Origin of the sequence: Nocardia sp. NPDC059764 (genome assembly GCF_042732555.1) — a bacterium.
In the GTDB taxonomy this organism is placed as follows: Bacteria; Actinomycetota; Actinomycetes; order Mycobacteriales; family Mycobacteriaceae; genus Nocardia.
In genome coordinates this window covers 16,729-38,856 of record NZ_JBHWHH010000059.1, presented here as the reverse complement: position 1 = coordinate 38,856, position 22,128 = coordinate 16,729, and the positions used below count along the sequence as shown (strand labels likewise).

The window sequence follows — 22,128 nt, the reverse complement described above, 5'->3', positions numbered from 1 at the left end:
AGCCGATACCCCGCACGAGCGCGCGCCGATTATCCGAACGATCCGGTGTTGGGCCGCGCGGGCGCCGGGTGCCAGGCCCCGCAGTTCTGCGTCGAGAAGGCCACGTCGGTCGCCTTGATCTCCACCGTGATCGACCGCAGCCGGGTGAAGTCGCTGGCGATGATGTAGTAGTTCGGGTCCGGGTAGTCCTCGGGGGTCTGGACCTTCCATAGCCGCCGCCAGAAGCAGCCCGCGGGGGCCGGATCCATCGTCCCGTCGCCGATATAGATGCCCGGCTTGATATCCACATTGACCAAATAGGTGCCGTCGACGGTGATATCGGTGGCCGGTTCGGCCGCCGCAATTCCCGACGCCGCCATTGTCAGCGCGGAAGCGAATGCTCCCGTCGCTGCGAGCGCGCCTGCACGCACGATGTTCCTCCCTGAGCAGTTCACTGCACCGCACGGTTCCCGTCGTACGGTGTCGGGTGATCCCCGCATCTCCCGGGGAGGGGTTTATCAGAAAATCCGGTCTGTTTTCGGGAAATCGGGCGATTTCGGGGAATTCACAAACATGCGATGCTCTTTCGGCCTCCAGCGCGATATTCAGTCATGGGAAGACTTCGCCCGGTCATGACCGGATGCGCCGGACACTGCGCCCGACTGTGTACCGACTCCGGACTGGCGGCAGTCCTCGCCGCCGATCGCGGCCTGCTGCACTGGCGGGCCATGAGTCGCCTCGGCGATCCGGGTCTGGCCGAACACGCCGTGCAGGAGACCCTGCTACGGGCGTGGCGGGCCTGCGCCAGCTATGACCCCGACCGGGGCAGCGTGCGCACCTGGCTACTGACCATCGAACGCAATGTGCTGACCGACATCGCCCGTTTCCGGGCCGCGCGCCCCGGCGACACCTGCTGGGACGAGATCGGCGAACAGGCCGAGAATCGATGCGCCCGGCCCGACTTCAGTGAGGCCCTGACCGACGGCCTGCTGGTCGCCGACCTGCTCGCGCAGCTGCCGGCCCCGCAGCGCGACGCCGTCGTCCAGGTCATCCTGTGCGACCGCGCCTACCAGGATGTGGCCGCCGACCTGGGCATTCCGGTCGGCACCGTGAAGACCCGGGTGCACTACGCGCTGCGATCACTGCGGCGCGTACCGCTCAGTGCGTGAAAAAGGTGAACCAACCGACCCTTCCCACACGTCGAACAAGCAGCGGCCGAATCGCATCGGTCCGGCCCCGAGCGAGGAGTTTCCGATGACCGACACCACCGCCGGCCCCGGCGGGTTCCGCCTCGACCGTCGCACCGCGCTGGCCACCACCGCCGTCGCCGCCACCGCGCTCGCCGTGGTGGGCTGCGGCACCACATCCGACGGGCCCGCCTCCGCGGCGCCCAGAGCCGAGCCGGACGGGCCGGATACCAAGCCCGCGAAGAAACTGGACGTACTGGCCAATACCTCCGACGTGCCGGTCGGCGGGGGTCTGATCACCGGCGGCACCGTCATCACCCAGCCGTCCGCGGGGTCGTTCCTGGGCTTCTCGTCGGTCTGCACGCACCTGGGCTGCAATGTGAATTCGGTGTCCGGCGGCCTGATCCGATGCCCGTGCCACGGGAGCACCTTCAATCTGGACGGATCGGTCGCGAGCGGGCCCGCGCCGCGGGCGCTGGACGCCCGGGGCATCCGGGTCGACGGGGACCAGATCGTAACGGCCTGATCAGCCATTTTCGTCCATGCGGTTCGACGCCGAGGGGTTGCGTCGAACCGCTCAGGCGCGTCGTCCGGGCGGGACACGCGGGGTGGGGGATAGTTGGCGCTGTGGTCGCTTGCCATTGCGCCCGGTAGTGCTCCGGATCAGGGCATTTCGGTCGTTTGACCACTGGTAACGGTTCCGTCACGACGCTTGCCAGGTAGTAACTGGTGTTGCAAGAGTGAACTGCTGGGTCTGGTGTTACTAGTGGGAAGGGAGGGGCGCTCCGCCCGAGCGCCGCCGCTTATGAAACGAAGCATCACCAAGTCCGGAATTTGCACGGCCGTCACCGCGGCGGCCATCACCACTGTGGCCGGGATAGTTCCGGTGGCCGCGCTGGCCGCGCCGGCGCTGCCCGAACTACCGCAGAAATTGGCCGGGAAGACCATCTTCCTGGACCCGGGCCATCAGGGGCCCAATCACAGTGAGGACACCAACAAACAGGTCAGTGACGGTCGTGGCGGCACCAAGGCGTGCCAGACCACCGGCATGACCACCCTGCACGGCATCGCCGAGCACACCATCACCTGGAACGTCGCGCAGCTGGTGCGCACCTCGCTCGAGGGCCTGGGCGCGCACGTGGTCATGAGCCGTCCGGACGACACCGGCTGGGGCGGCTGCATCGACGAACGGGCCAAGGCCGCCAACGCCTCCGGTGCGGACGTCGCCGTCAGCATCCATGCCGACAGCGGGCCCGCCGACGGCAAGGGTTTCCACCTCATCGTGCCGCAGCTGCCGGTCCCCGACGCCAAGGTCAACGAGGTGCAGTCCGGTGCGGGCCTGGCCGCCAGCAAGGCCATGCGCGACACCTACCTGCAGAGCGGGTACCAGGCCGCCACCTACAACGGCGCGGCGGAGGGACTCCAAACCCGTTCCGACGTCGCGGGTCCCGCGCTGACCCTGGTGCCGGACGTCTTCCTCGAAATGGGCAACGGCGCCAACGCCGAGGACGCCCAGCAGCTGGAAAGCCCGGAGGGACAGCTCAAGCACGCGGTCACCATCACCACCGGGATCGCCTCCTACCTGCTCGGCGTGCCGGTGCCCGCAGCCACCGACAAGCCGGCGGAGAAGGCGGCCGAGCCGGGAATCCCATCGGCGCAACAGCTTCCGGCGCAGGGTCCGGCTCCCGAGGCCTCGTTGGCCCCGCAGGCCGCGGTCCCGGTTCCTGAAGCCATTGCCCCGCAGGCTCCGGCCGTCGTGCCCGAGGCCGTGGCTCCGCAGGCCCCGGCAGCGGTTCCGGAACCGACTCCCGAAGCCGTTGCACCGCAAGCGCCCGCGGCGGTGGCTCCGCAGGCTCCGGTGGCCGTCGTTCCGGCGCACGCCCCGAAGTCCCCGGCGATCATCGTTCCGGCGCAGGCTCCGCAGTCGACGACTACTCCGGCGGCTCCGGCACCGGCGCAGCCCGGAACCAGTCAGGCTCAGCCCGGAACCAGTCAGGCTCAGCCCGGGACGAGTCAGGCCCAGCCAGGGCAGGCTCCGGCGCTCCCGGCCCAGAACCCCGGGACACCGGGTACCGGTCCGGCGCAACAGAATCCGGCGCAGCAGCCGGGTGCGGCGGTGCTCGAGGACGGGCTCCAGGTCATCCAGCAGCTCGCCGACCAGTTCCTGAACAATTGGCAGCACGCGCAGACCCCGCCGCAGCCGGGCATCCAGCGGACCGTGCCGCAGCCGGGAACCACTCAGCCGCAGAACGGAACTCAGCCGCCGGCCGCGCAGGCCAAGCCCGCCATCCCGGCGGTGCGGGCGATCGCGGATCTGCGCGCACCGGTGCGGCAATCGCCGAGCACCCCTGGCGGTCAGGGGAATTCGGCGGCACCGGGCGGCCTCGGGACGCAGTCGACCCCGGGCGCGCAGGCTCCCGGGACCGATAAGAACTCCAAGACCGACAGCCTGGGCGCGGGTGGCTTGAGCTCACTGGTGCAGATGGCCGTGAAGTTCTTCGGCCCGCTGGCCAAGATGCTCACCGGTGACTCGGGTCTGGGTGCGGACCTGATCAACCTGGCCTACAGCGTGGTCTCGGTGCTCAGCAATACGCTGTTCGGCTCGACCGCCAAGTAGTCGAACAGAACGACGCGGAATCGCCCTCGCTCCGGATTCTCCGGTGCGGGGGCGATTCTCGTCGGTGCATGGACGGGTCGTACCGGATGGCCCCGGCTGTTGCTTTTCCGCCGAATGGGGGAGTTCGGGCAAACATCTCGCGATCGGACTGTGCGCGGCGGGTTTTCGCGGTCACCTGCTGGACAACACGGCTGTCGACGGTCAGCGGCGCACGTGCGGACAATCGCGTGTCCGGTGGTTGGCAAGCATCCGGCGCAGGAGTTGCATGAATTCGGGTCGAGTTCGACGGCCGGTGCGAACGCTCGGCCCGATGGACTCGTCGATCGAGGTGGATGATGGCGTTCGGTGTGGGTTTGAGTATCGGCACGGTCAATACGGTCTGCTCCACGGCGGCCGATCGAACCGGAAAGCTGCCACCCGGCCGTCGAGGCATTCCTCCGGCCACCTGGCGCACCACCCTCACCTTCGACAGTTCCGGGGCCGCGCGCGTCGGGCGCATCCCTCGGCACGGTCGCGTCATCACCGATTTCGCCGATCTCGGCCAGCGCGGCGCGCCGATGGCGCGGGTCGGGCACCGGGCGCTCTCGGCCGCGGATCTGGTGGCCACCGTGGCTTACAGCGTGGTCGCGGAGGTGCTGGGCAAACCCCAGGCGGGGGCGCTGGACCACGGGGAGACCGGTATCGCGGTGACCCATCCGGCCGGTTACTCCGCCACTCTGATCGCCGATCTGCGCACCGCGCTGGACGGCGTGGGCCTGGACCGGGCCACCCTGGTGGCCGAGCCGATCGCGGCCGCGTCCTGGCTGGCCGCCGAACGCGGGCCGCTCACACCGGGATTGGCGCTGGTCTACGATCTCGGCGGGGCCGGGTTGGACGTCACGCTGCTGCGCGTGGGCATGGGCGCGCCCAGCAATCCGGTCGTCGGCATGCCGCTGCACTCGGCGGACTACGGCGGCCGGGCCTTCGGCGACATGGTGGCGCGCACGCTGCGGCGCACGGCGGGCTCGCCGGTGGTACCGCGCGGGCTGTCGGACGCGGACTCCGGGGAACTGCGCGCCGACCATATTCGCCGGTCGCTTGCCCTGGTCTACACGTGCCTGCGGATCGCGGATGTCACCATGGCCGATGTGGATCGGATCCTGGTGGTCGGCGGGGCCGCGCGGCCGCCCGAGGTGGCGCAGGTGCTGGCCAAGGAGCTGGCGCGTCCCGTGGTGGTCTCCGCGGACCCGGAACGGACCATCGCCGACGGCGCGGCCATCGCGGCCCGGCAAGCGCTCCTGGCCCAGGAGTCGGCGAGCCACCGGCCTCATTCGCTGACCGGACTCTTCCGGCGTATCACGCGGGTGGCCGCGCTCTGACGGGGTCTCCGGCCCTCTGAAGTGATCATTTGTCCTGCTACTCGCGGGTTTGCCCGAGAACCGTGTGTGCAGCACTGCTAACTCGTGCAAGCATCTTGCGAACTGTTGTTGACGCCCCTCCAGTTTGGTGTAACTATTGGGTACACATAACGCCACTGACTGGAGAGGTGACGACGATGTCTCCGACCACGACCCCCCTTGACGACCCCGTGGTTGCCGAAGCTCAGGAGTACGCCAACAAGCTGCTGCTGCTCTCGGAAGGGTCGGTGAACAAGCACTTCGACCCCTACGAGGACATCGACTGGGACAACCCGGACTTCGATTCCAACGCCCGCCCCGAGCGCTGGATCCTGCCGGAGTCCGCGGACCCGCTGGGCCGCCACGACTGGTACCAGTCGCTGACGGTGGAGCAGCAGATCGCGGTCGGCAAGTACCGCCAGGCCAATATCGCCAAGGTCGGCCTGCAGTTCGAGTCCATCCTGATCAGCGGCATGGTCAACCACACCTTCTCGCTGCCCAACGGTGACGCGGAATTCCGCTACTGCACCCACGAGATGGCCGAGGAACTCAACCACACCCTGATGTTCCAGGAGATGGTGAACCGCATCGGCGTGGACGTCCCGGGCATGGGCCCGCTCGTCCGCCAGCTGCGCCTGCTCGGCGTGCCCGTCGCGGTCGCCTTCCCTAACCTGTTCTTCATGGCCGTGCTCGCCGGCGAGGAGCCGATCGACCACATCCAGAAGCAGATCCTGCGCTCGGGCGAGGAAGTCCACCCGATCATGCGCGGCGTGATGAGCATCCACGTCGCCGAGGAAGCCCGCCACATCTCCTTCGCGCATGAGTTCCTCAAGCACCACGTGCCGGAGCGCAACGCGGCCGAGCGCTTCATCCTCTCGATCGCCATGCCCGTCATCATGTTCATCCTGGGCCGGTCCATCGCGACCCCGCCGAAGAAGTTCTTCCAGGAGTTCGACATCCCGGAGAAGGTCCGCAAGGAGCTGTTCTACGGCTCCGAGGAGGCCAAGCAGGTCTTCGCCGACTACTTCATCGATGTGCGCGCCCTCGCCGACGAGATCGGTCTGATGAACCCGATCTCCAAGCGGGTCTGGAAGCTGCTCGGCATCTCCGGCCCGGCGTCGCGCTACCGCTCGGAGCCCATCCGCTCCGGCAAGGTCGCGTAGGAAGGGGACGTACAGTGCCGTACGTTGTCACTCAATCCTGTTGCAGCGACGCCTCGTGCGTCTACGCCTGCCCGGTCAACTGCATCCATCCGACTCCCGACGAGCCGGACTTCCTGACCGCGGAAATGCTCTACGTCGACCCGCAGGCCTGTGTGGACTGCGGGGCGTGCGCGACCGCCTGCCCGGTGGACGCCATCACCTCGTCGAAGAAGCTGACCGAAGAGCAGCTGCCGTTCATCGAGATCAACGCCGACTTCTACCGGCAGGAGCGGCCGCGACCGCTGCTGGCCATGCCGATTCCCGCGGCCGAGGTCAAGCCCGGCCGGGAACCGTTGCGGGTGGCTGTGATCGGCTCGGGCCCGTCGGCCATGTACGCCGCCGACGAGCTGCTCACCCAGCCCGGCGTGTCGGTGACCGTGTTCGACAAGGTGACCACGCCCTACGGTCTGGCCCGCTTCGGCGTCGCGCCCGACCACACCAAGACCCGCCAGGTCGGCGAGCTGTTCGACGTGATCTCCGCGCAGCCCGGCTTCGGCTCGTACCTGAACGTCAATGTGGGCGAGCACGTTTCGCACGACGAACTGCTGGCGCACCACCACGCGGTGATCTACGCCGTCGGCGCGTCCTCGGACCGCAAGCTCGGGATACCGGGTGAGGGGCTGCCCGGCAGCACCTCCGCCACCGACTTCGTGGCCTGGTACAACGGCCACCCCGACCAGGCGGGCCGGTTCTTCGACCTGTCGGCGCGGCGCGCGGTGATCGTGGGCAACGGCAATGTGGCGCTGGACGTGGCGCGCATCCTGACCACCGATCCGGAGCTGCTGGCCGGCACCGACGTGTCGCAGCGGGCGCTGAACGCGCTGCGGCGCAGCAATATCGAAGAGGTCGTGATCCTCGGGCGGCGCGGTCCGGCCGAATCCGCCTTCACCGTGCCGGAATTCGTGGGCCTGCTGGGCGCCGATGTCGACATCGTGGTCGAGGGCGAGCTGCCGCCGATCGTCGAGGGCATGTCGCAGAAGGTCGAGCACAAGCTGAAGCTGCTGCACGGCTTGGCCGATCGGCCCGTGGGCGAACGCAAGCGGATCGTGTTCCGGTACCTGTCGGCACCGGTGACCATCGCGGGCGTGGACCGGGTGACCGGGGTCGAGGTGGTGCGCAACGAGCTCGTCACCGGCGACAACGGTGCGGTGCACGCGGTTCCGACCGAGGACGTCGAGACCCTCGACGCCGGACTGGTGCTGACCTCGGTGGGCTACCGCGGTGTGGCGCTGCCGGGCGTGCCGTTCGACGAGCGGGCCGGGATCATCCCGAATCTGGACGGACGGGTGCTCGAGGAATCCGGCGGCGCGGTGGTGTCCGGCGCGTACGTGACCGGCTGGATCAAGCGCGGCCCGACCGGGTTCATCGGGACCAACAAGTCCTGCGCGCAGCAGACGGTCCGCCAGCTGGTGGACGACTTCAATGCCGGGCGGCTGACCCGGCCCGCCCGCAGCGCGGGCGATTTCGACCGGCTCGTCGGTGAGCGGCAGCCGCACGCCATCCGTGGCGGCGCGGTCAACCGGCCCCGGCGCAAGCTGTCCCTGATGGTGCGTCGCTGACCCACCCCTGTCGGCGTCGTCCTTCGGAAGGCCGCCGCGCGCAACCCCTGTGCGTGCGGCGGCCTTCGTCATGTCCGGGTTCCGCCGGGCGGGCCGCCGCGACTTTTTGTGCCGGGCAACGTATCCGGCGTCGCCGCGGCTGCGAATCTCGGGGGTCTGTGCGAACGCCGGCCGAGGCCGTCGAGTCGGCTGTACCGATGGTGTTGTGCGAGTTGTAATACCGCGTTTGCTCGCAGCGACATCTCCAGTAGTAGAGAAGATTTCGCCGCGAATCACGGACGGTACGGCGGCCCGAGTGGGGTATTCCGGGACAGCTATCGACCAGTGATCGGTAATCCGCCCGTTCGTACTGACGATGCGGTTTTGTTTTTCGGACACTACTCGCCTACCGGTCGGTATGAATTTAATGTTCGCTGGGGTGTAGCCATAGCTAAGGACTGTTCGGTTGCCTTTACGGGGAAGTCAGATTCGATCTTGCTACGGCGGTTGCCTGACCAGTAGATTCGCCAACTTCGCTACTGGACGCGAAATCTTTTCTCCCGATTCGATATTCAATGCCCGCAAACGACAGCTAACCTGAACGCGCTGTTTGGAAAACGACCGCGACCACATGGTTGGTACGCCTGACGGGCCGTGGTCTCGGTGCGTTGACGGGATAGCAATGACAGTTGGCTTTGGCATGAGCATCGGCACAGTGAACTCTGTATGGGCCACCACGGCCGGTGAAAGGAACCGACCAGCCGTGCGGGTTCGTCGGACCGCTGTCACCTTCGACAGCGCCGGCGGCCCGCAGATCGGAGGGCTTCCCCGGTTCGCGCCGGTGGTCACCGACTTCGCGGACCTCACGGCCGATCCCGACCCGGTGGTCATCGGCGGACGCATCTGGTCGCCCGCGGACCTCATCGCGGCGGTGGTGAACGGGCTGATCGAATCCCATGCGCCCGAAGCGCCCGCCGTAACCACGTATCCCGCTTGCTATTCGGACAAACTCGTCACCCGTATTCGGCGGGCGCTGGACTGGTCCGGCGCGGCGGACGTCACCCTCATGCCCGAACCGGTCGCCGCCGTCGAATGGCTCGACGAGGAATACGGCCTCTCCGAGAACGGGATCACCCTGGTCTACGACCTCGGCGGCAACAGCCTCGACCTGGCCGTGGTGCGCACCGAAGCCGAGGTGGAGGAGCGCGGCATCCTCGGCCGCGCCGAACGCTCGTACGACTTCGGCGGTCGGCCGCTGGGCGCGCTGCTGGCCAAGTACGCGCGCAGCATCGCGCCCGGCGCGACCCAGCCGGTCTCGGCCGTGGTGCCCGCTTCCGACACGAACCGGCTGCGCAGCTGGCATATTCGCAATTCGCTACGCCTGGTCCGGTCCGTCGTGCACCGGGCCGGGCTGCACATGGAGGAGATCGACCGGGTGCTGCTGGTCGGCGGCGCGGCCCGGCCCCCCGAAGTGGCACGCGTGCTGGCCGATCTGGGCCGCCCGGTCGTCATGTCGCCCGATCCCGCGCACACCGCCGCCGTCGGCGCGGCCATCGCCGCCTTTCGCAGCGTCGATACCGGCTCCGCCATCGGGCGCTACGCCCCTCGCGCCGCCGTGATCTCCGGCGCGGCAGTCGCTTCCGCGCTCGCCATGTCCGCCGCCACCGTGCTCGGCGGGCCCGTCGCCGGGCCGCCCGGACTGCAGGCCGCCCCCGAACCCACCGACCCGCCCGCCGGGACCTCGGCCCTCGGCGGCGGGGACGTCATGGTCCTCGACGACGTCACCGCCCCCGCGGGCACCCGCTCCCACGCCGTCACCACCGTGGCCGCCGTGCGCAGCTACGCGCCGCAGACCCCGACGGTCACCTCCACCTGGTACAACGGCCGTCCCGTCGACACCACGGGCGGCGGCAGCCACTGCGAGACCCGCGCCCTGACGCTGGCCAATCCGGCTGTCACCTACGCGAACCCGGCCCAGTTCACCAACCCGCTCCCGTTCCAGAACCCCGTCCTCGCGGGCTGGACCATCGGCGGCTACATCGGCCAGACCCCCAAGGTCAGCGTCCCCGGCACCCCCTCCGCCACCCTGCCCGGCGGAACCACCCCTGGCGCAACCCAACCGGGCACCGGTCAGCCCGGGACGACGCAGCCGGGCACGACACAACCCGGCGGAACCCAGCCCGGCGCGGGTCAACCGGGCAGTGGCCAGCCCGGTGCGGGTCAACCCGGCAGCGGTCAGCCGGGTGCGGGTCAACCCGGCAGCGGTCAGCCCGGCGCGAGCGATCCCGGTGCGGGCCAGCCGGGTTCGGGCCAGCCCGGCGGCACGACTCCCGGCGGCGCGACAGGCGGAACCGGTGGCGGCACCGGAACCCCCGGCGCCTCGACCCCCGGCGGCGCCGACGGAACCACCACGGGTGGTACGACTTCCGGCGGCGGTGCCTCGACTCCGGGCGGCGGCACCTCGGCAGGGGGCGGCGCGACTGGCGACCCCGCCGGTGCCAACACCGGCGGCGCGTCACCCGGTTCCAACGGCGGCGGCTCCAATCCCGGTGGCTCGAATCCGGGCGGTTCCAACCCTGGTGGTTCCAACGTGGGCGGCTCGAACCCAGGTGGTTCCAACCCCGGTGGGTCCAACCCTGGTGGCTCGAATCCGGGTGGCTCCAACCCTGGTGGGTCGAACCCCGGTGGTTCCAATGCGGGCGGTTCCAGCCCCGGCGGTTCCAACCAGGGCGGTTCGAAGCCCGGTGGGGCCAATGGCGGCGCTGGAACCGGCGGCGGCACAGCATCTCCCGGCGGCTCCCAGGGCGGCGCGACCGGTGGCGGGTCCCAGGGCGGCGCGTCCAAGGGCGGCGTGGGCGGTTCTTCCACCGGCGGCACCCACGGCGGCGGCATGGGCGGTGGAGCCGGTGGCGGGATGGGCGGCGGCGGTGGGGCCGGTGGCGGCGGCAAGGGTGGTGGTGGCGGTGGCAAACACTGACCCCTTGCGGCAGTGCGCTTCCCGCCCACTCGGGCAGGGCTCGGCGCGGGCGACGGATCGGTCGCGGGCCTCGGGCCCGGGAGTCCGGCGCGGCGCGCGGGATCGCTGTCGTTGGCGGCGTTGGCTTTCGGTCTGGCTCTCACCAGGCGCGTTGTCCCGCGCGCCGGTGAGGGTGGCGGGGGAGCTCGGGCGGTGGCGTCCCACCATCCGCCGGCTTCCCACGGTGACGCAGGCGGCGGCGGGACCGACCAGCCCGCCCCGCCTCGTCCCGTCGAGTGAGGGGGAATCCCTCTCGTGGACCGGTGTCAGGGGTGCGGGGAGCTGCGGGCTCCGCGGCCCTGACACCAGAGTGACCGGCCCACCCCGCGTTCCAGTGCCCGGAGCGCGGTGGTGGGCCTGTCGCGTATGCGCCGGGTCAGCGGGCGGTGAAGCCGCCGTCGACGGCGAGCGCCGCGCCGGTGATGAACGACGCCTCGTCGCTGAGGAGATAGGCGCAGAAGGCGGCGATCTCGTCGGGGCGGGCGATGCGGCCCAGCGGGTGCAGGGCGGCGATGGCGCCCTCGCCTTCGGGGGTGGCGCCCATGGAGTTCCGGAAGGCGGGGGTGTCGACCGCGCCCGAGACCAGGGCATTCACCCGGATGGACCGTTCCGCCCCTTCCAGGGCGACGGCGCGGGTCAGCCCCACCACACCGTGTTTGGCGGCCACGTACGGCGCGACCTGCGCCATGCCGACCACACCCAGGTTGGAGGCGTTGTTGAGGATCGCGCCCCCGCCGGTGGCCGCGAGCGCCGGAACCTGGTGGCGCAGGCCGTAATAGACGGCGGTCAGGTTCAGTTCGAGGTCGGCGCGCCAGCCCGCCTCCTCGATGTCCTGGACCGGGCCGAAGGCGTTGACCGCGCCCGCGTTGTTGAAAGCCCCGTCCAGGCGGCCGAATTCGGTGATCGCCGCGGCGGTGAGCCGTTCCACGTCGGCTTCGACGGTCACGTCGGTGGGGACGAACAGCGCCCGTCCGCCCGCGGCGCGGATCTCCCCGGCCATGCGGTCGCCGGCTTCCTTGCCGCGCGCGCCGAGCACGACGGCCCCGCCCTCGGCGGCGATCCGCCGGGCCACGGCCGCGCCGACTCCCGAGGTGGCGCCGGTGATCAGGACGACCTTGGATTCGAACCGGGTCATGACTGCGTCTCCTTGCGGTAGAGCGGATTTCGTTGACGTGTCATAGTCAACGCCGCGCGGAGACCGGCCGCTGGCGGAAAACGGCCGTCACACTTGATGCATCATGTATTGGGAGATCAGGCGGGCGCGAGTAGGTCGGGCAGCTCGTCGAGGCTGTCGATGACCGTCGCCCGGGCCGCGTCCGGCAGCTCGGCGGTCAGATATCCCCAGGGCCCGCGGCGGATCAGCACCGGCCGCATGCCCGCCGCCAGCACCGGCAGCACATCGTTGTCGACGCGGTCGCCGACGTAGCAGATCTCGTCGGCCTCGACGCCCGCCACCTCCGCGACCTTGGTGAAGAACTTGGGATCCGGCTTCTCCAGATCCCATTCGGCCGAGGTGTAGACCGCGTCCACCGGCAGGTCCATGCGCTCGAGCGCCGACTTCGCCTGCGGCGGCTGGTTTCCCGCGATGATCACGGTGATCCCGCGCCGTTGCAGTTCGCGCAGCGCGCGGTGCACGTCCGGGTAGAGGTCGTCGGCGTCGAAGTTGTTGCGCAGGCTGCCGGGTTCCTCGGCGGCCCAGGCGCGCTGCTCGGCTTCGAGGTCCAGGCCCGGTGCGAAGTATCCGAAGACGTCGGTGACCGGTCGTCCGGTGGCCGCCATGCCGCCGATGACGCCCAGGAACGCGAAGCGGGGCACGCTGAGCCGGTCGGCCCAGCGACACCAGATGCGCGTCTCGTCGATCAGCGTCTCGCCCACATCGAATACCGCAGCCTTGATCATTCGCCCAGCGTATCGGGCGGGCGTTCAGCGCTGGGCGTTGAGGAAGCCGATGGCGGTCGCGCCCCACCAGCAGACCTGCGACGCGATCCCGGTGGCCGCGCCCCACGCCAGCAGCCGCGGGGTCAGGGGAGCGTCGCCGCGCGCGGTGAGCCGGCGATTGAGCGAGTAGGCCTGAATCCCATTGAGCGTCAGCGCCAGGACCAGTACCAGCTTGGTGCGGGTCATGGTGGAGGAGAGGTCGGGTTCCAGCACGCAGCCGCTGGCCACCAGTCCGGCCAGGCCCAGCCAGATGGGGAAGTGCAGACGGCTCACCGCGCGCAGCGCCGACGCGAGGTCGAGACGGCCCGCGGCCCACCGCAGTACGAACGAGTCGGCGGTGAGGACGCCGCCGAATCCCACCACCAGCGAGGCGAGGTGGACGAACACGCCGCCGTGGTGGATGGCCGGGCTCGCGGTGACGTGGGCGGCGATCCAGAGGGCGGCGGTCAGCGCGCCGGTGGCCAGCAGCGCGTACGCGGCCGTGATACCCCAGGAATCCTGCGGGATGCCTGCCGTCCCGGTGTGCTGCCGGGCGCCGCTGATCTGGAGCATGTCAAGCCTTCTGTTAGGTAAGGAAAGCCTAATTTACTGATTCCGTCGGCGTGATGGCAAGTCGACAACGATCACACCCCGATCGGCGTCGGGCACACTGGGGTGAGTTGTGCACACGGGAGGGGAACCCTGATGGACGCCACATGATGAAGGGTGTCCGCAATGTGCTCTTCGGTGGCGACGGGCTGTTCCTCGCCGCGCTCACCGGGCCCGGACGGGTCTGGCTGCAATCGCTGACCATCGCCAACCTCGCCCACTCCCTCATCCCGTACCTGCCGTTCCCCGAACCCGGAAACCAGTCCCGTTGAGCAGAGCGCAGGTTCGAGTGAAGTCGTGGGGCAAGGTGCTGTGTCGGGGAGGCACCGGATGGCGTGGACGTCCTGTACCTGCCTCCGCGACCGCGGAAACACGTGGGACCGCGTCACCGTCGACTGACGGTGTACGGCATCGGATCCGGTCAGGCGGTGAGTTCGAGCGGCAGCGCGGCGGTGGAGTAGCGGTCCAGCGCCACCTCGGCCAGCAGCGGGTGCGCGCCGATCGTCTCGGCGTGCCGGACCAGCGGCAGCGCGTCGCGCAGACGGTCGGTCAGCAGGCCCGGGGCCAGGAACCAGGGCGCGACCAGGATGCGTTCGGCCCCGCGCGACCGCAGCCGGGCGAAGGCCCTGTCGACCGTGGGTTGCGTGGTGGCGAAACAGATTTCGGTGTCCCACCCGGTCATGGCGGTGAGCAGCCGCGCCACGTCGCCGGTGCGGGTGTTGGCGACCGCGGACGTCGAACCCACGGCGGCGACGGCGATGCCCCAGCGCGGACCGGCCGTCCGGCGCAGCCACCCGGTCGAGGCCTCGCTGACGGCGGCGGGCCGGAAGTCGGTGCCCGCGGCCATGGCCGCGGCGATGCGATCGCGCAGCGCGATGATCAGATGCGGATCGGGACCGAGCACCTCGGCCTGGGTCAGTCGCAGCTGTGGATGCCGGTCGCGCGCGGCGTCCAGCATCCCGGGCAGATCCACTCGCGCGTGGAACGCGTTGCCCAGCAGCAACGGCACCACCACGGCGTGCGAATGCCCATCGGCGGCAACGGCGTCGATGACCTGGTCCACCGACGGCGTGCTCAGATCCAGGAACGCCGGCCGCACATCGAGATCCGGCCGCTGCTCCGCGATCCGCGCGACCACCGCGCGCATGGTCGCCGCCGACCGTGGGTCGCGGCTACCGTGCGCGACGGCGATGAGCGCGGGCGCGCCTTCGATGCGGAACGGGGAGGCCGCCCCGCCCCGCACGGTCGCCACACTGCCGAGCGTCGCGGGGAAGGCCGAACCGCCCGGCGAGACGGCCGGAACTGCGCCGTTGCCGGGCGGATTCATGTCAGGCTCCGACTTCGACCGCGGTCAGCGCGTCGCCGACCAGGCCCGCGGCCAGGGTGTTGCCGCCCGCGGGGTCGATCAGCAGGAACGAGCCGGTGTGGCGGTTGACGCTGTAGTCGTCGGCCACGATCGGGTCGGCCACGCGCACCGAGATGCGGCCGATGTCGTTGAGCGACAGCGACTCCGGGTTCGGGTCGGCGGCCAGGTGCTGCTCGTCGAACCGCTCGATGAGCGCGCCGACGATGGCCTGCGTGGTGCGGGTGCCGTGCTTGAGCAGCAGGCGCGCGCCCGGACGCAGCGGCTTGTCGCCGAGCCAGCAGACGGTGGCGTCGAAGGCGTCGATCGGCTCGGGAGCGCCCTCGGCGGCGGCGATCACGTCACCGCGCGAGACGTCCACATCGTCGGCCAGCACCAGGGTGACGCTGCGGCCCGGCTGCGCCGAGGCGAGTTCACCGTTGGGGGTATCGATGCGCTCGACCGTGGTGCGGGTGCCGGAGGGAAGCACCACGACCTCGTCGCCCTTGGACACCAGGCCCGCCGCGACCTGACCCGCGTAGCCGCGGTAGTCGGGGTATTCGGCGGTGCGGGGCCGGATCACGTACTGCACCGGGAAGCGCAGCCCGATCTCGTGGCGGCCGTGCGCGTCCGCGTCCACCGGCACCGACTCCAGGTGCTCAATGAGCGAGGGACCGGTGTAGTACGGGGTGTTCTCCGACCGCGAGGCGACATTGTCGCCGTGCAGCGCGGACACCGGGATCTCCTGGATGTCCTCGGGAGCCCAGCCGAGTTTGGCGGTCAGCTCACCGAATTCGGAGGTGATCTTCTCGAAGACGCCGGCCGGATCGTCCACCAGGTCGATCTTGTTGACGGCCAGCACCAGCTTCGGCACGCCCAGCAGCGCCATGACGGCGGCGTGGCGGCGGGTCTGCTCGATGACGCCCTTGCGGGCGTCGACCAGCAGGATCACCAGCTGCGCCGTCGACGCGCCCGACACCGTGTTGCGGGTGTACTGGACGTGGCCCGGGGTGTCGGCGAGCACGAAAGACCGCTGGGGCGTGGCGAAGTAGCGGTACGCCACGTCAATGGTGATGCCCTGCTCGCGCTCGGCGCGCAGGCCGTCCACCAGCAGCGACAGGTCCGGAGTCGACAGACCCTTGTCGACCGACGCGCGGGTGACGGCGTCGATCTGATCCGCGAGCACGGACTTCGTGTCGTACAGCAGCCGGCCGACCAGGGTGGACTTGCCGTCGTCGACCGATCCGGCGGTGGCCAGTCTCAACAGGTCGGACATCAGAAGTAACCCTCTCGCTTGCGGTCTTCCATGGCGGCCTCGGAGACACGGTCGTCTCCTCGGGTCGCGCCACGCTCGGTGAGCCGGGACGCGGCGACCTCGGCGAGAATCGCGTCATTGTCGGCGGCGTCGGAAATGATGGCGCCGGTGGTGGATCCGTCGCCGACGGTGCGGTAGCGCACCGACTTGACCAGCAGCTCCTCACCCTCGGCCGGACCGCCCCACACGCCGGGGGTCATCCACATGCCATCGCGCTGGTACACCGGGCGCTCGTGGGCGTAGTAGATGCTGGCCAGCTCCACGTCCTCGCGGGCGATGTAGCGCCAGATGTCGAGCTCGGTCCAGTTGGAGATGGGGAACACGCGCACGTGCTCGCCCGGAGCGTGGCGGCCGTTGTACAGGTTCCACAGCTCGGGACGCTGACGCTTGGGGTCCCAGCGGCCGAAGGCGTCGCGCAGCGAGAAGATGCGCTCCTTGGCGCGCGAACGCTCCTCGTCGCGGCGGCCGCCGCCGAAGACCGCGTCGAAGCGGTTCTCGTTGATGGCGTCCAGCAGCGGCACCGTCTGCAACGGGTTGCGGATGCCGTCGGGGCGCTCGGTCAGGCGGCCGTCGGCGAGGTAGTCCTCGACCGAGGCGACATGCAGTCGCAGGCCGTACTTCTCGACCACCTTGTCGCGGAACGCGAGGACCTCGGGCAGGTTGTGCCCGGTGTCCACGTGCAGCAGCGCGAACGGCAGCGGCGCCGGCCAGAAGGCCTTGATCGCCAGGTGCAGCAGGACGGTGGAGTCCTTGCCGCCGGAGAAGAGGATCACCGGCCGCTCGAATTCGCCTGCCACCTCACGGAAGATGTGGATGGACTCGGATTCGAGCGCGGCCAGGGTGTCGAATTCAGTCTCGAGTGAGGTCATGAGGCGTGCAACCCGCATTCGGTCTTGGCGAGCCCGGCCCAGCGGCCGGATCGCGCGTCGGATCCCGGTTCCGGCTTCCGCGTGCACGGAGCGCAACCGATGGAGGGATAGCCCTCTTCCACAAGGGGATTGACGAGAATGCCGTTGGCCTCGATGTAGGCCGCCATCTCGTCATCGGACCAGGCGGCGATCGGATTGATCTTCACCAGGCCGAAGCCCTCGTCGTAGGAGATGAGGGGTGCGTTGGCGCGAGTCGGCGCCTCCACTCGACGGATGCCGGTCACCCAGGCGTTGTATCCGACGAGGGACTTCTTCAGGGGGACCACCTTGCGCAGGCGGCAGCATTCCGCGGCGTCCCGCGCGAACAGGTCCTTGCCGAGCAGCTGATCCTGTTCGGCGACAGTGGTTTCGGGCCGCACGTTGACGATGTTCACGCCGTACACCAGCTCGACCGCGTCACGGGTGCCGATGGTCTCGGCGAAGTGGTAGCCGGTGTCGAGGAACAGCACGTCCACGCCGGCGCGGACCTGCGCGGCCAGCTGCACCAGCACCGCGTCCTGCATGTTCGAGGCGACGATGTAGTTGGAGCCGAAGGTGTCCTCGGTCCACTGCAGCAGTTCCTGCGCGGTCGCGTTCGGGCCCAGCTCGGCATTGCCCTTCTCGACCAGGGCGCGCAGCTCGGACTCGGCGAGTTTCGTTGTGGTCATGGATGCGTCCTTCATTGATACAGCTCCCAACTACCGCAGGTCTGCTTCATCGGCACGAACAGCCCACACCGCGAAACGCTCACCCTCGTCCCGGTTTTTCACGAAGTTGCGCACCACGCGCTCGATGTAGTCGCCCAGTTCCTCGCTGGTGACCTTGTGCTGGCGCAACTTCCGGCCGAAGCCGGAGTCGAGTCCCAGGCTGCCTCCGAGGTGAACCTGGAAGCCCTCGATCTGATTCCCGTCACCGTCGTCGACGAGCTGGCCCTTGAAGCCGATGTCGGCGATCTGGGACCGGCCGCAGGAGTTGGGGCAGCCGTTGATATTGATCGTGATCGGGACGTCGAGCTGCGCGTTGATGTCCGCGAGCCGCTGCTCGAGCTCGGGCGCCAGCACCTGCGAGCGCTTGCGGGTCTCGGTGAAGGACAGCTTGCAGAACTCGATGCCGCTGCACGCCAGCAGGTTCCGCCGCCAGATGGACGGACGGCCGTGCAGGCCCAGCGGTTCCAGCGCGTCGATCAGCTGCTCGACCTTGTCGTCGGGGACGTCGAGGACGATGAGCTTCTGGTAGGGGGTGAAACGCACCCGGTCCGAACCGACCGCCTCGACGGCGTCGGCGACCTGGGTCAGGATGGTGCCCGACACGCGACCGGCGATGGGGGAGAAGCCGATGGCGTTGAGGCCGTTGCGCAGCTTCTGCACCCCGATGTGGTCGATCGGGCGCTCCGGCTGCGCCGGCGCGGGGCCGTCGATCAGCTTGCGCTTCAGGTACTCGTCCTCGAGCACCTGACGGAACTTCTCCACACCCCAGTCCTTGACCAGGAACTTGAGGCGGGCCTTGGTGCGCAGGCGGCGGTAGCCGTAGTCGCGGAACAGCGAGACGACCGCTTCCCACACGTCCGGAACCTCGTCGAGCGGCACCCACGCGCCCAGGCGCTGGGCCAGCATCGGGTTGGTGGACAGGCCGCCGCCGACCCACAGGTCCAGGCCGGGCCCGTGCTCGGGGTGAACGACGCCCACGAAGGCGACGTCGTTGATCTCGTGGACCACGTCCTGCTGGCCGGAGATGGCGGTCTTGAACTTGCGCGGCAGGTTGGAGTATTCCTTCTTGCCGATGTAGCGCTTGACGATCTCGTCGATGGCCGGGGTCGGGTCGAGGATCTCGGTGAGCGACTCACCGGCCAGCGGCGAACCCAGCACGACACGCGGGCAGTCGCCGCACGCCTCGGTGGTCTGCAGGCCGACCGCTTCGAGGCGACGCCAGATCTCCGGCACGTTCTCGATCTCGATCCAGTGGTACTGGACGTTCTCGCGGTCGGACAGGTCGGCGGTGTCGCGGCCGAACTCGGTGGAGATGCCCGCGAGGGTGCGCAGCTGGGCGAGGTTCAGCGCGCCCGCGTCGCACCGCACCCGCATCATGAAGTAGCGGGCCTCGAGCAGGTCGATGTTCTCGTCGCCGGTGTAGGTGCCGTCGTAGCCCTGCTCACGCTGGGTGTAGAGACCCCACCAGCGCATGCGGCCGCGCAGGTCGCTCTTGTCGATCGAGTCGAAACCCTGCTTCGAGTAGATGTTCTCGATGCGGGCGCGTACGTTGAGCGGGTTGTCGTCCTTCTTGGACTGCTCGTTGGCATTGAGCGGCTCGCGGTAGCCGAGCGCCCACTGGCCCTCCGACTTGCGCTTCACCGGACGGGCCGTGCGCTCACGCCGGACGGGCTGCGCCGAATCGGGCACAGTTTGCGGCGTATCGGAACTGGTGGCGTCGGTGCTCGACGTCATGGGGGTCGCTCCTGAAGGTCTTGCGGGCAGGCGGGAGGGGCTGGCTCACGCCTCCGATATCAGAGAACCGGCTCTATACGGCGTCAGGGAGACGCCGGATTCCGGGAGAATGGGAGCCGATCTACCGGAGGCTTCCGGACAGACAGCTCGCGCTGCAGACACGCTTGAAGTCGACATGGCGACGCGCCACGAGTCGTACTCCAAGTCCAGTCATGGGGCTTATTGTGCCACGTCAGAAGGGTCGTTCCGACTGCCCGATCTAATTTTCCGCAGTTTTCCGGGAAATCCCCTGGATACATTGTCCGATTTGTGACGGGCATCATAGATCAACACCGGGCAAATCACTTGGACGGTTGACCTGAACGATTCGGTGTGAATGCCTCGGTGATTCGGGGCGAGTCTAGGACGCGCGATCGGCTTCGGCCGCGGTCAGGCGGGCCTTCGCGGCGGCGAGGCGGGCCAGCTCGTCACCCAGTTCCGGGGAGAACATCCAATCCGGCCGATCGATGAATCCGGCCGGTAGGTACTCCGAGCGGACGGCCGTCCGATAGCCCAGGTCCCGGGCCCAGCAGGCCAGGCCCAGCAGCGGCAGCGAGAACACGCCCTCGGGATCGTTGCGCCACACGTCGTTGTCGAAGAACGCCCGATGCCGTCGCAGCGCGTGGGTCAGCTCGCGGTCGAAGCCCTCGGAATCGCCGTCGGCCAGCCGGATGAACACCTCCACGGCCGGGCGGAACAGCAGGTCGGTGACGCCCTGCGCGCCCACGCGGCTGGTGGTGTCCAACGCCCAGGCCGCCTCGTAGACGCTCCTCGGCCCGTACCGCCACGCGGTCTGCAGCAGGCGCACCCACTCGTACTGGAAGTCGTCGAAGGCGTCGTCGCCGAACTCGCGCAGCCGGTCGATCGGATAGTCGACCAGCTCGGCCATGGCCTCGGCGTCGCGGGCGATGAGCGTCCACCAGAACGCCGCCCGCCAGCCCGCCACCTTGTCATGGCGGTCGAAGCCGGACTCGATGCCGTCCGCGCGGAACCGGCGGGTCACCGTCTGCTCGGTCGAATGGGCGAAATACCAGGTCCGCGACCGCTGCGCGGCCGGATCCGGCAGCAGCATGGTGGCCAGCAGCACCCCGTCCATGGACCGCGAGAAGTTCGGCCCATCCGGCCGCACCGGCCGCCGCGCCCGGTAGACCACCGGGGCCACCGACCCCTCGTCCACTTCCCTGATCGACTTGGCGTCGATCTCGTGCCGCGGCACCTCGATCATCGGCTCGTCCCTGTCCGCACGCGGACCAGATCGCACCCGGCCCGCCGAAATCCCTTGGAATGTACCCGGATTCACCCGGCGCCGCCCGGCGGGAACGCGGCCGTCCCGCCCGGACCCGGGAGCGCCGCCGGACCGGCCGCCACCGGGTGCGCTGTGATGCGGGCAACCGGTCACACTGAACGGGTGACCTCGACTGCTCCCGAACAGACCACCGGCCCGGCCGCCGCGGACGACTCCGCCGCGCCCGTGCTGCGCGACTTCGGGGGCGGGCCGTTCGGGATCTACATCCACGTGCCGTTCTGCGCCACCCGCTGCGGGTACTGCGACTTCAACACCTACACGGCGGGGGAGCTGGGCTCCTCGTCCTCGCCGCAGTCCTGGTTCGAGGCGCTGCGCGGCGAGCTGGCCACGGCGGCACGGGAATTCGACGCGCTGCCCTCGGCGACGCCGGCGGTCGAGACGGTGTTCGTGGGCGGCGGCACGCCGTCGCTGCTCGGCGGTGACGGCCTGGCCGGGGTGCTCGACGCCATCCGCGACAACTTCACCCTCGCGCCCGGCGCGGAGGTGACCACCGAGTCCAATCCGGAATCGACCTCGCCGGAGTTCTTCGAGCGGCTGCGCGCGGCCGGGTACACCCGGATCTCGCTGGGCATGCAGTCGGCGGCACAGCACGTGCTGAAGATCCTGGATCGCACCCACACGCCGGGCCGGGCGGTGGCGGCCGCGCGGGAAGCCCGCGCGGCGGGCTTCGACCACGTCAACCTGGACCTCATCTACGGCACCCCCGGCGAATCCGACGCCGATCTGGACGCCAGCCTCGACGCCGTGCTGTCCGCGGGCGTGGACCACGTCTCGGCCTACTCGCTGATCGTGGAGGACGGCACCGCGCTGGCCCGCCGCGTCCGCCGCGGCGAACTGCCCGCCCCCGACGACGACGTGCTGGCCGCCCGCTACGAACGCATCGACACCCGCCTGACCGCGGCGGGACTGCACTGGTACGAGGTCTCCAACTGGGCTGCCTCCGACGCGGGCCGCTGCCGTCACAACCTCGGCTACTGGGACGGCGGCGACTGGCTCGGCGCGGGCCCGGGCGCGCACAGCCACGTCGGCGGCACCCGCTGGTGGAACGTGAAACACCCTGCGCGCTACGCGGATCGGGTCACCACGGGTGCGCTGCCCGCGGCGGGCTGGGAGTCGCTCACCGACGAGGAGCGCTACACCGAGCGCGTCATGCTGACCGTGCGGCTGCGCACCGGTCTGCCGCTGGCCGATCTCGACGCGGACGGCCGGGCCGCCGCCGAGCGCGTGATCGCGGACGGTCTGGCCGAGCGGGCCGGCGACCACCTGATCCTCACCGACCGCGGCCGACTGCTCGCCGACGGCGTCGTCCGCACCCTGCTGACCTGAGCCGGACGGA

19 protein-coding genes are annotated in these 22,128 nt (G+C 69.7%); 9 read left to right on the top strand and 10 right to left on the bottom strand.

Annotated elements, in window-relative coordinates; all coding sequences use genetic code 11:
- Positions 1-29: 29 nt before the first annotated feature.
- Positions 30-410: a hypothetical protein gene (locus ACFV4K_RS15750; RefSeq protein WP_379275409.1), complete on the bottom strand. Its 381-nt coding sequence runs from the start codon at positions 408-410 to the stop codon at positions 30-32.
- A gap of 180 nt (positions 411-590) precedes the next feature.
- Here ACFV4K_RS15750 and ACFV4K_RS15745 point away from each other — a divergent pair, with 180 nt between their 5' ends.
- The 7 genes from ACFV4K_RS15745 (at position 591) to ACFV4K_RS15715 (ending at position 10,876) form a co-directional block, all read left to right on the top strand.
- Positions 591-1,148 carry a sigma-70 family RNA polymerase sigma factor gene (locus ACFV4K_RS15745; protein WP_379275407.1) on the top strand — a complete coding sequence of 186 codons (558 nt, stop codon included), beginning with the start codon at positions 591-593 and terminating at the stop codon, positions 1,146-1,148.
- 85 nt (positions 1,149-1,233) lie between these two features.
- Entirely contained in the window at positions 1,234-1,692 is a 459-nt protein-coding gene (locus ACFV4K_RS15740; RefSeq protein ID WP_379275405.1) for a ubiquinol-cytochrome c reductase iron-sulfur subunit, read from the top strand.
- 279 nt (positions 1,693-1,971) lie between these two features.
- The gene (locus tag ACFV4K_RS15735; protein WP_379275403.1) at positions 1,972-3,783 is read left to right on the top strand and encodes an N-acetylmuramoyl-L-alanine amidase; all 1,812 of its coding nucleotides are present in this window, start codon (positions 1,972-1,974) and stop codon (positions 3,781-3,783) included.
- Between the two features lie 335 nt (positions 3,784-4,118).
- Positions 4,119-5,141 (top strand): Hsp70 family protein, encoded by a 1,023-nt coding sequence (locus ACFV4K_RS15730; RefSeq protein WP_379275401.1) that lies wholly within the window; start codon positions 4,119-4,121, stop codon positions 5,139-5,141.
- A 176-nt stretch (positions 5,142-5,317) separates the two neighbouring features.
- Positions 5,318-6,322: a diiron oxygenase gene (locus ACFV4K_RS15725; RefSeq protein ID WP_379275400.1), complete on the top strand. Its 1,005-nt coding sequence runs from the start codon at positions 5,318-5,320 to the stop codon at positions 6,320-6,322.
- A 14-nt stretch (positions 6,323-6,336) separates the two neighbouring features.
- A complete protein-coding gene (locus ACFV4K_RS15720; protein WP_379275399.1) occupies positions 6,337-7,920 on the top strand; it encodes an FAD-dependent oxidoreductase in 1,584 nt (527 codons plus the stop codon).
- A gap of 742 nt (positions 7,921-8,662) precedes the next feature.
- On the top strand, positions 8,663-10,876 hold the full coding sequence (locus tag ACFV4K_RS15715) for an Hsp70 family protein (RefSeq protein WP_379275397.1): 2,214 nt from the start codon (positions 8,663-8,665) through the stop codon (positions 10,874-10,876).
- Positions 10,877-11,291: 415 nt separating this feature from the next.
- Here ACFV4K_RS15715 and ACFV4K_RS15710 read toward each other — a convergent pair whose 3' ends face one another.
- From ACFV4K_RS15710 to ACFV4K_RS15700, 3 genes are all read right to left on the bottom strand, one after another.
- Positions 11,292-12,050, bottom strand: a complete 759-nt coding sequence (locus ACFV4K_RS15710; protein ID WP_379275395.1) for an SDR family NAD(P)-dependent oxidoreductase — start codon at positions 12,048-12,050, stop codon at positions 11,292-11,294.
- Between the two features lie 116 nt (positions 12,051-12,166).
- The gene (locus tag ACFV4K_RS15705; protein WP_379275394.1) at positions 12,167-12,814 is read right to left on the bottom strand and encodes an HAD family hydrolase; all 648 of its coding nucleotides are present in this window, start codon (positions 12,812-12,814) and stop codon (positions 12,167-12,169) included.
- A gap of 24 nt (positions 12,815-12,838) precedes the next feature.
- The gene (locus tag ACFV4K_RS15700; protein ID WP_379275392.1) at positions 12,839-13,405 is read right to left on the bottom strand and encodes a hypothetical protein; all 567 of its coding nucleotides are present in this window, start codon (positions 13,403-13,405) and stop codon (positions 12,839-12,841) included.
- 143 nt (positions 13,406-13,548) lie between these two features.
- Between ACFV4K_RS15700 and ACFV4K_RS15695 the strand changes: the two genes are divergently transcribed.
- The gene (locus tag ACFV4K_RS15695; protein WP_379275390.1) at positions 13,549-13,713 is read left to right on the top strand and encodes an AIM24 family protein; all 165 of its coding nucleotides are present in this window, start codon (positions 13,549-13,551) and stop codon (positions 13,711-13,713) included.
- 149 nt (positions 13,714-13,862) lie between these two features.
- On the opposite strand, the gene ACFV4K_RS15690 is transcribed toward ACFV4K_RS15695, so the two are convergent.
- From ACFV4K_RS15690 to ACFV4K_RS15665, 6 genes are all read right to left on the bottom strand, one after another.
- On the bottom strand, positions 13,863-14,768 hold the full coding sequence (locus ACFV4K_RS15690; protein WP_379275388.1) for a sirohydrochlorin chelatase: 906 nt from the start codon (positions 14,766-14,768) through the stop codon (positions 13,863-13,865).
- Between the two features lies 1 nt (position 14,769).
- Entirely contained in the window at positions 14,770-16,059 is a 1,290-nt protein-coding gene (locus tag ACFV4K_RS15685) for a sulfate adenylyltransferase subunit 1 (RefSeq protein ID WP_379275387.1), read from the bottom strand.
- A complete protein-coding gene (gene cysD, locus ACFV4K_RS15680; protein WP_357086249.1) occupies positions 16,059-16,985 on the bottom strand; it encodes a sulfate adenylyltransferase subunit CysD in 927 nt (308 codons plus the stop codon). The genes ACFV4K_RS15685 and cysD overlap by 1 nt, the downstream gene beginning before the upstream one ends.
- On the bottom strand, positions 16,964-17,674 hold the full coding sequence (locus ACFV4K_RS15675) for a phosphoadenylyl-sulfate reductase (protein WP_379275385.1): 711 nt from the start codon (positions 17,672-17,674) through the stop codon (positions 16,964-16,966). Before ACFV4K_RS15675 ends, cysD begins: the two co-directional genes overlap by 22 nt.
- Positions 17,675-17,704: 30 nt before the next feature.
- Positions 17,705-19,447, bottom strand: a complete 1,743-nt coding sequence (locus ACFV4K_RS15670) for a nitrite/sulfite reductase (protein WP_379275383.1) — start codon at positions 19,445-19,447, stop codon at positions 17,705-17,707.
- A 400-nt stretch (positions 19,448-19,847) separates the two neighbouring features.
- Complete coding sequence (locus ACFV4K_RS15665; protein WP_379275382.1) at positions 19,848-20,711, bottom strand: immunity 49 family protein; 864 nt, start codon at positions 20,709-20,711, stop codon at positions 19,848-19,850.
- A 156-nt stretch (positions 20,712-20,867) separates the two neighbouring features.
- On the opposite strand from ACFV4K_RS15665, the gene hemW reads away from it, so the two are divergent.
- Positions 20,868-22,118 carry a radical SAM family heme chaperone HemW gene (hemW, locus tag ACFV4K_RS15660; RefSeq protein WP_379275380.1) on the top strand — a complete coding sequence of 417 codons (1,251 nt, stop codon included), beginning with the start codon at positions 20,868-20,870 and terminating at the stop codon, positions 22,116-22,118.
- The last annotated feature ends 10 nt before the right edge of the window (positions 22,119-22,128 follow it).

Excerpts from the sequence above, each read along its gene's own strand:
- ACFV4K_RS15745 (WP_379275407.1), top strand. The coding sequence starts at position 591 with ATGGGAAGACTTCGCCCGGTCATGACCGGATGCGCCGGACACTGCGCC.
- ACFV4K_RS15740 (WP_379275405.1), top strand. The coding sequence starts at position 1,234 with ATGACCGACACCACCGCCGGCCCCGGCGGGTTCCGCCTCGACCGTCGC.
- ACFV4K_RS15735 (WP_379275403.1), top strand. The coding sequence starts at position 1,972 with ATGAAACGAAGCATCACCAAGTCCGGAATTTGCACGGCCGTCACCGCG.
- ACFV4K_RS15730 (WP_379275401.1), top strand. The coding sequence starts at position 4,119 with ATGGCGTTCGGTGTGGGTTTGAGTATCGGCACGGTCAATACGGTCTGC.
- ACFV4K_RS15725 (WP_379275400.1), top strand. The coding sequence starts at position 5,318 with ATGTCTCCGACCACGACCCCCCTTGACGACCCCGTGGTTGCCGAAGCT.
- ACFV4K_RS15710 (WP_379275395.1), bottom strand. The coding sequence starts at position 12,050 with ATGACCCGGTTCGAATCCAAGGTCGTCCTGATCACCGGCGCCACCTCG.
- ACFV4K_RS15705 (WP_379275394.1), bottom strand. The coding sequence starts at position 12,814 with ATGATCAAGGCTGCGGTATTCGATGTGGGCGAGACGCTGATCGACGAG.
- ACFV4K_RS15700 (WP_379275392.1), bottom strand. The coding sequence starts at position 13,405 with ATGCTCCAGATCAGCGGCGCCCGGCAGCACACCGGGACGGCAGGCATC.
- ACFV4K_RS15695 (WP_379275390.1), top strand. The coding sequence starts at position 13,549 with ATGATGAAGGGTGTCCGCAATGTGCTCTTCGGTGGCGACGGGCTGTTC.
- ACFV4K_RS15690 (WP_379275388.1), bottom strand. The coding sequence starts at position 14,768 with ATGAATCCGCCCGGCAACGGCGCAGTTCCGGCCGTCTCGCCGGGCGGT.
- ACFV4K_RS15685 (WP_379275387.1), bottom strand. The coding sequence starts at position 16,059 with ATGTCCGACCTGTTGAGACTGGCCACCGCCGGATCGGTCGACGACGGC.
- cysD (WP_357086249.1), bottom strand. The coding sequence starts at position 16,985 with ATGCGGGTTGCACGCCTCATGACCTCACTCGAGACTGAATTCGACACC.
- ACFV4K_RS15675 (WP_379275385.1), bottom strand. The coding sequence starts at position 17,674 with ATGACCACAACGAAACTCGCCGAGTCCGAGCTGCGCGCCCTGGTCGAG.
- ACFV4K_RS15670 (WP_379275383.1), bottom strand. The coding sequence starts at position 19,447 with ATGACGTCGAGCACCGACGCCACCAGTTCCGATACGCCGCAAACTGTG.
- ACFV4K_RS15665 (WP_379275382.1), bottom strand. The coding sequence starts at position 20,711 with ATGATCGAGGTGCCGCGGCACGAGATCGACGCCAAGTCGATCAGGGAA.
- hemW (WP_379275380.1), top strand. The coding sequence starts at position 20,868 with ATGCGGGCAACCGGTCACACTGAACGGGTGACCTCGACTGCTCCCGAA.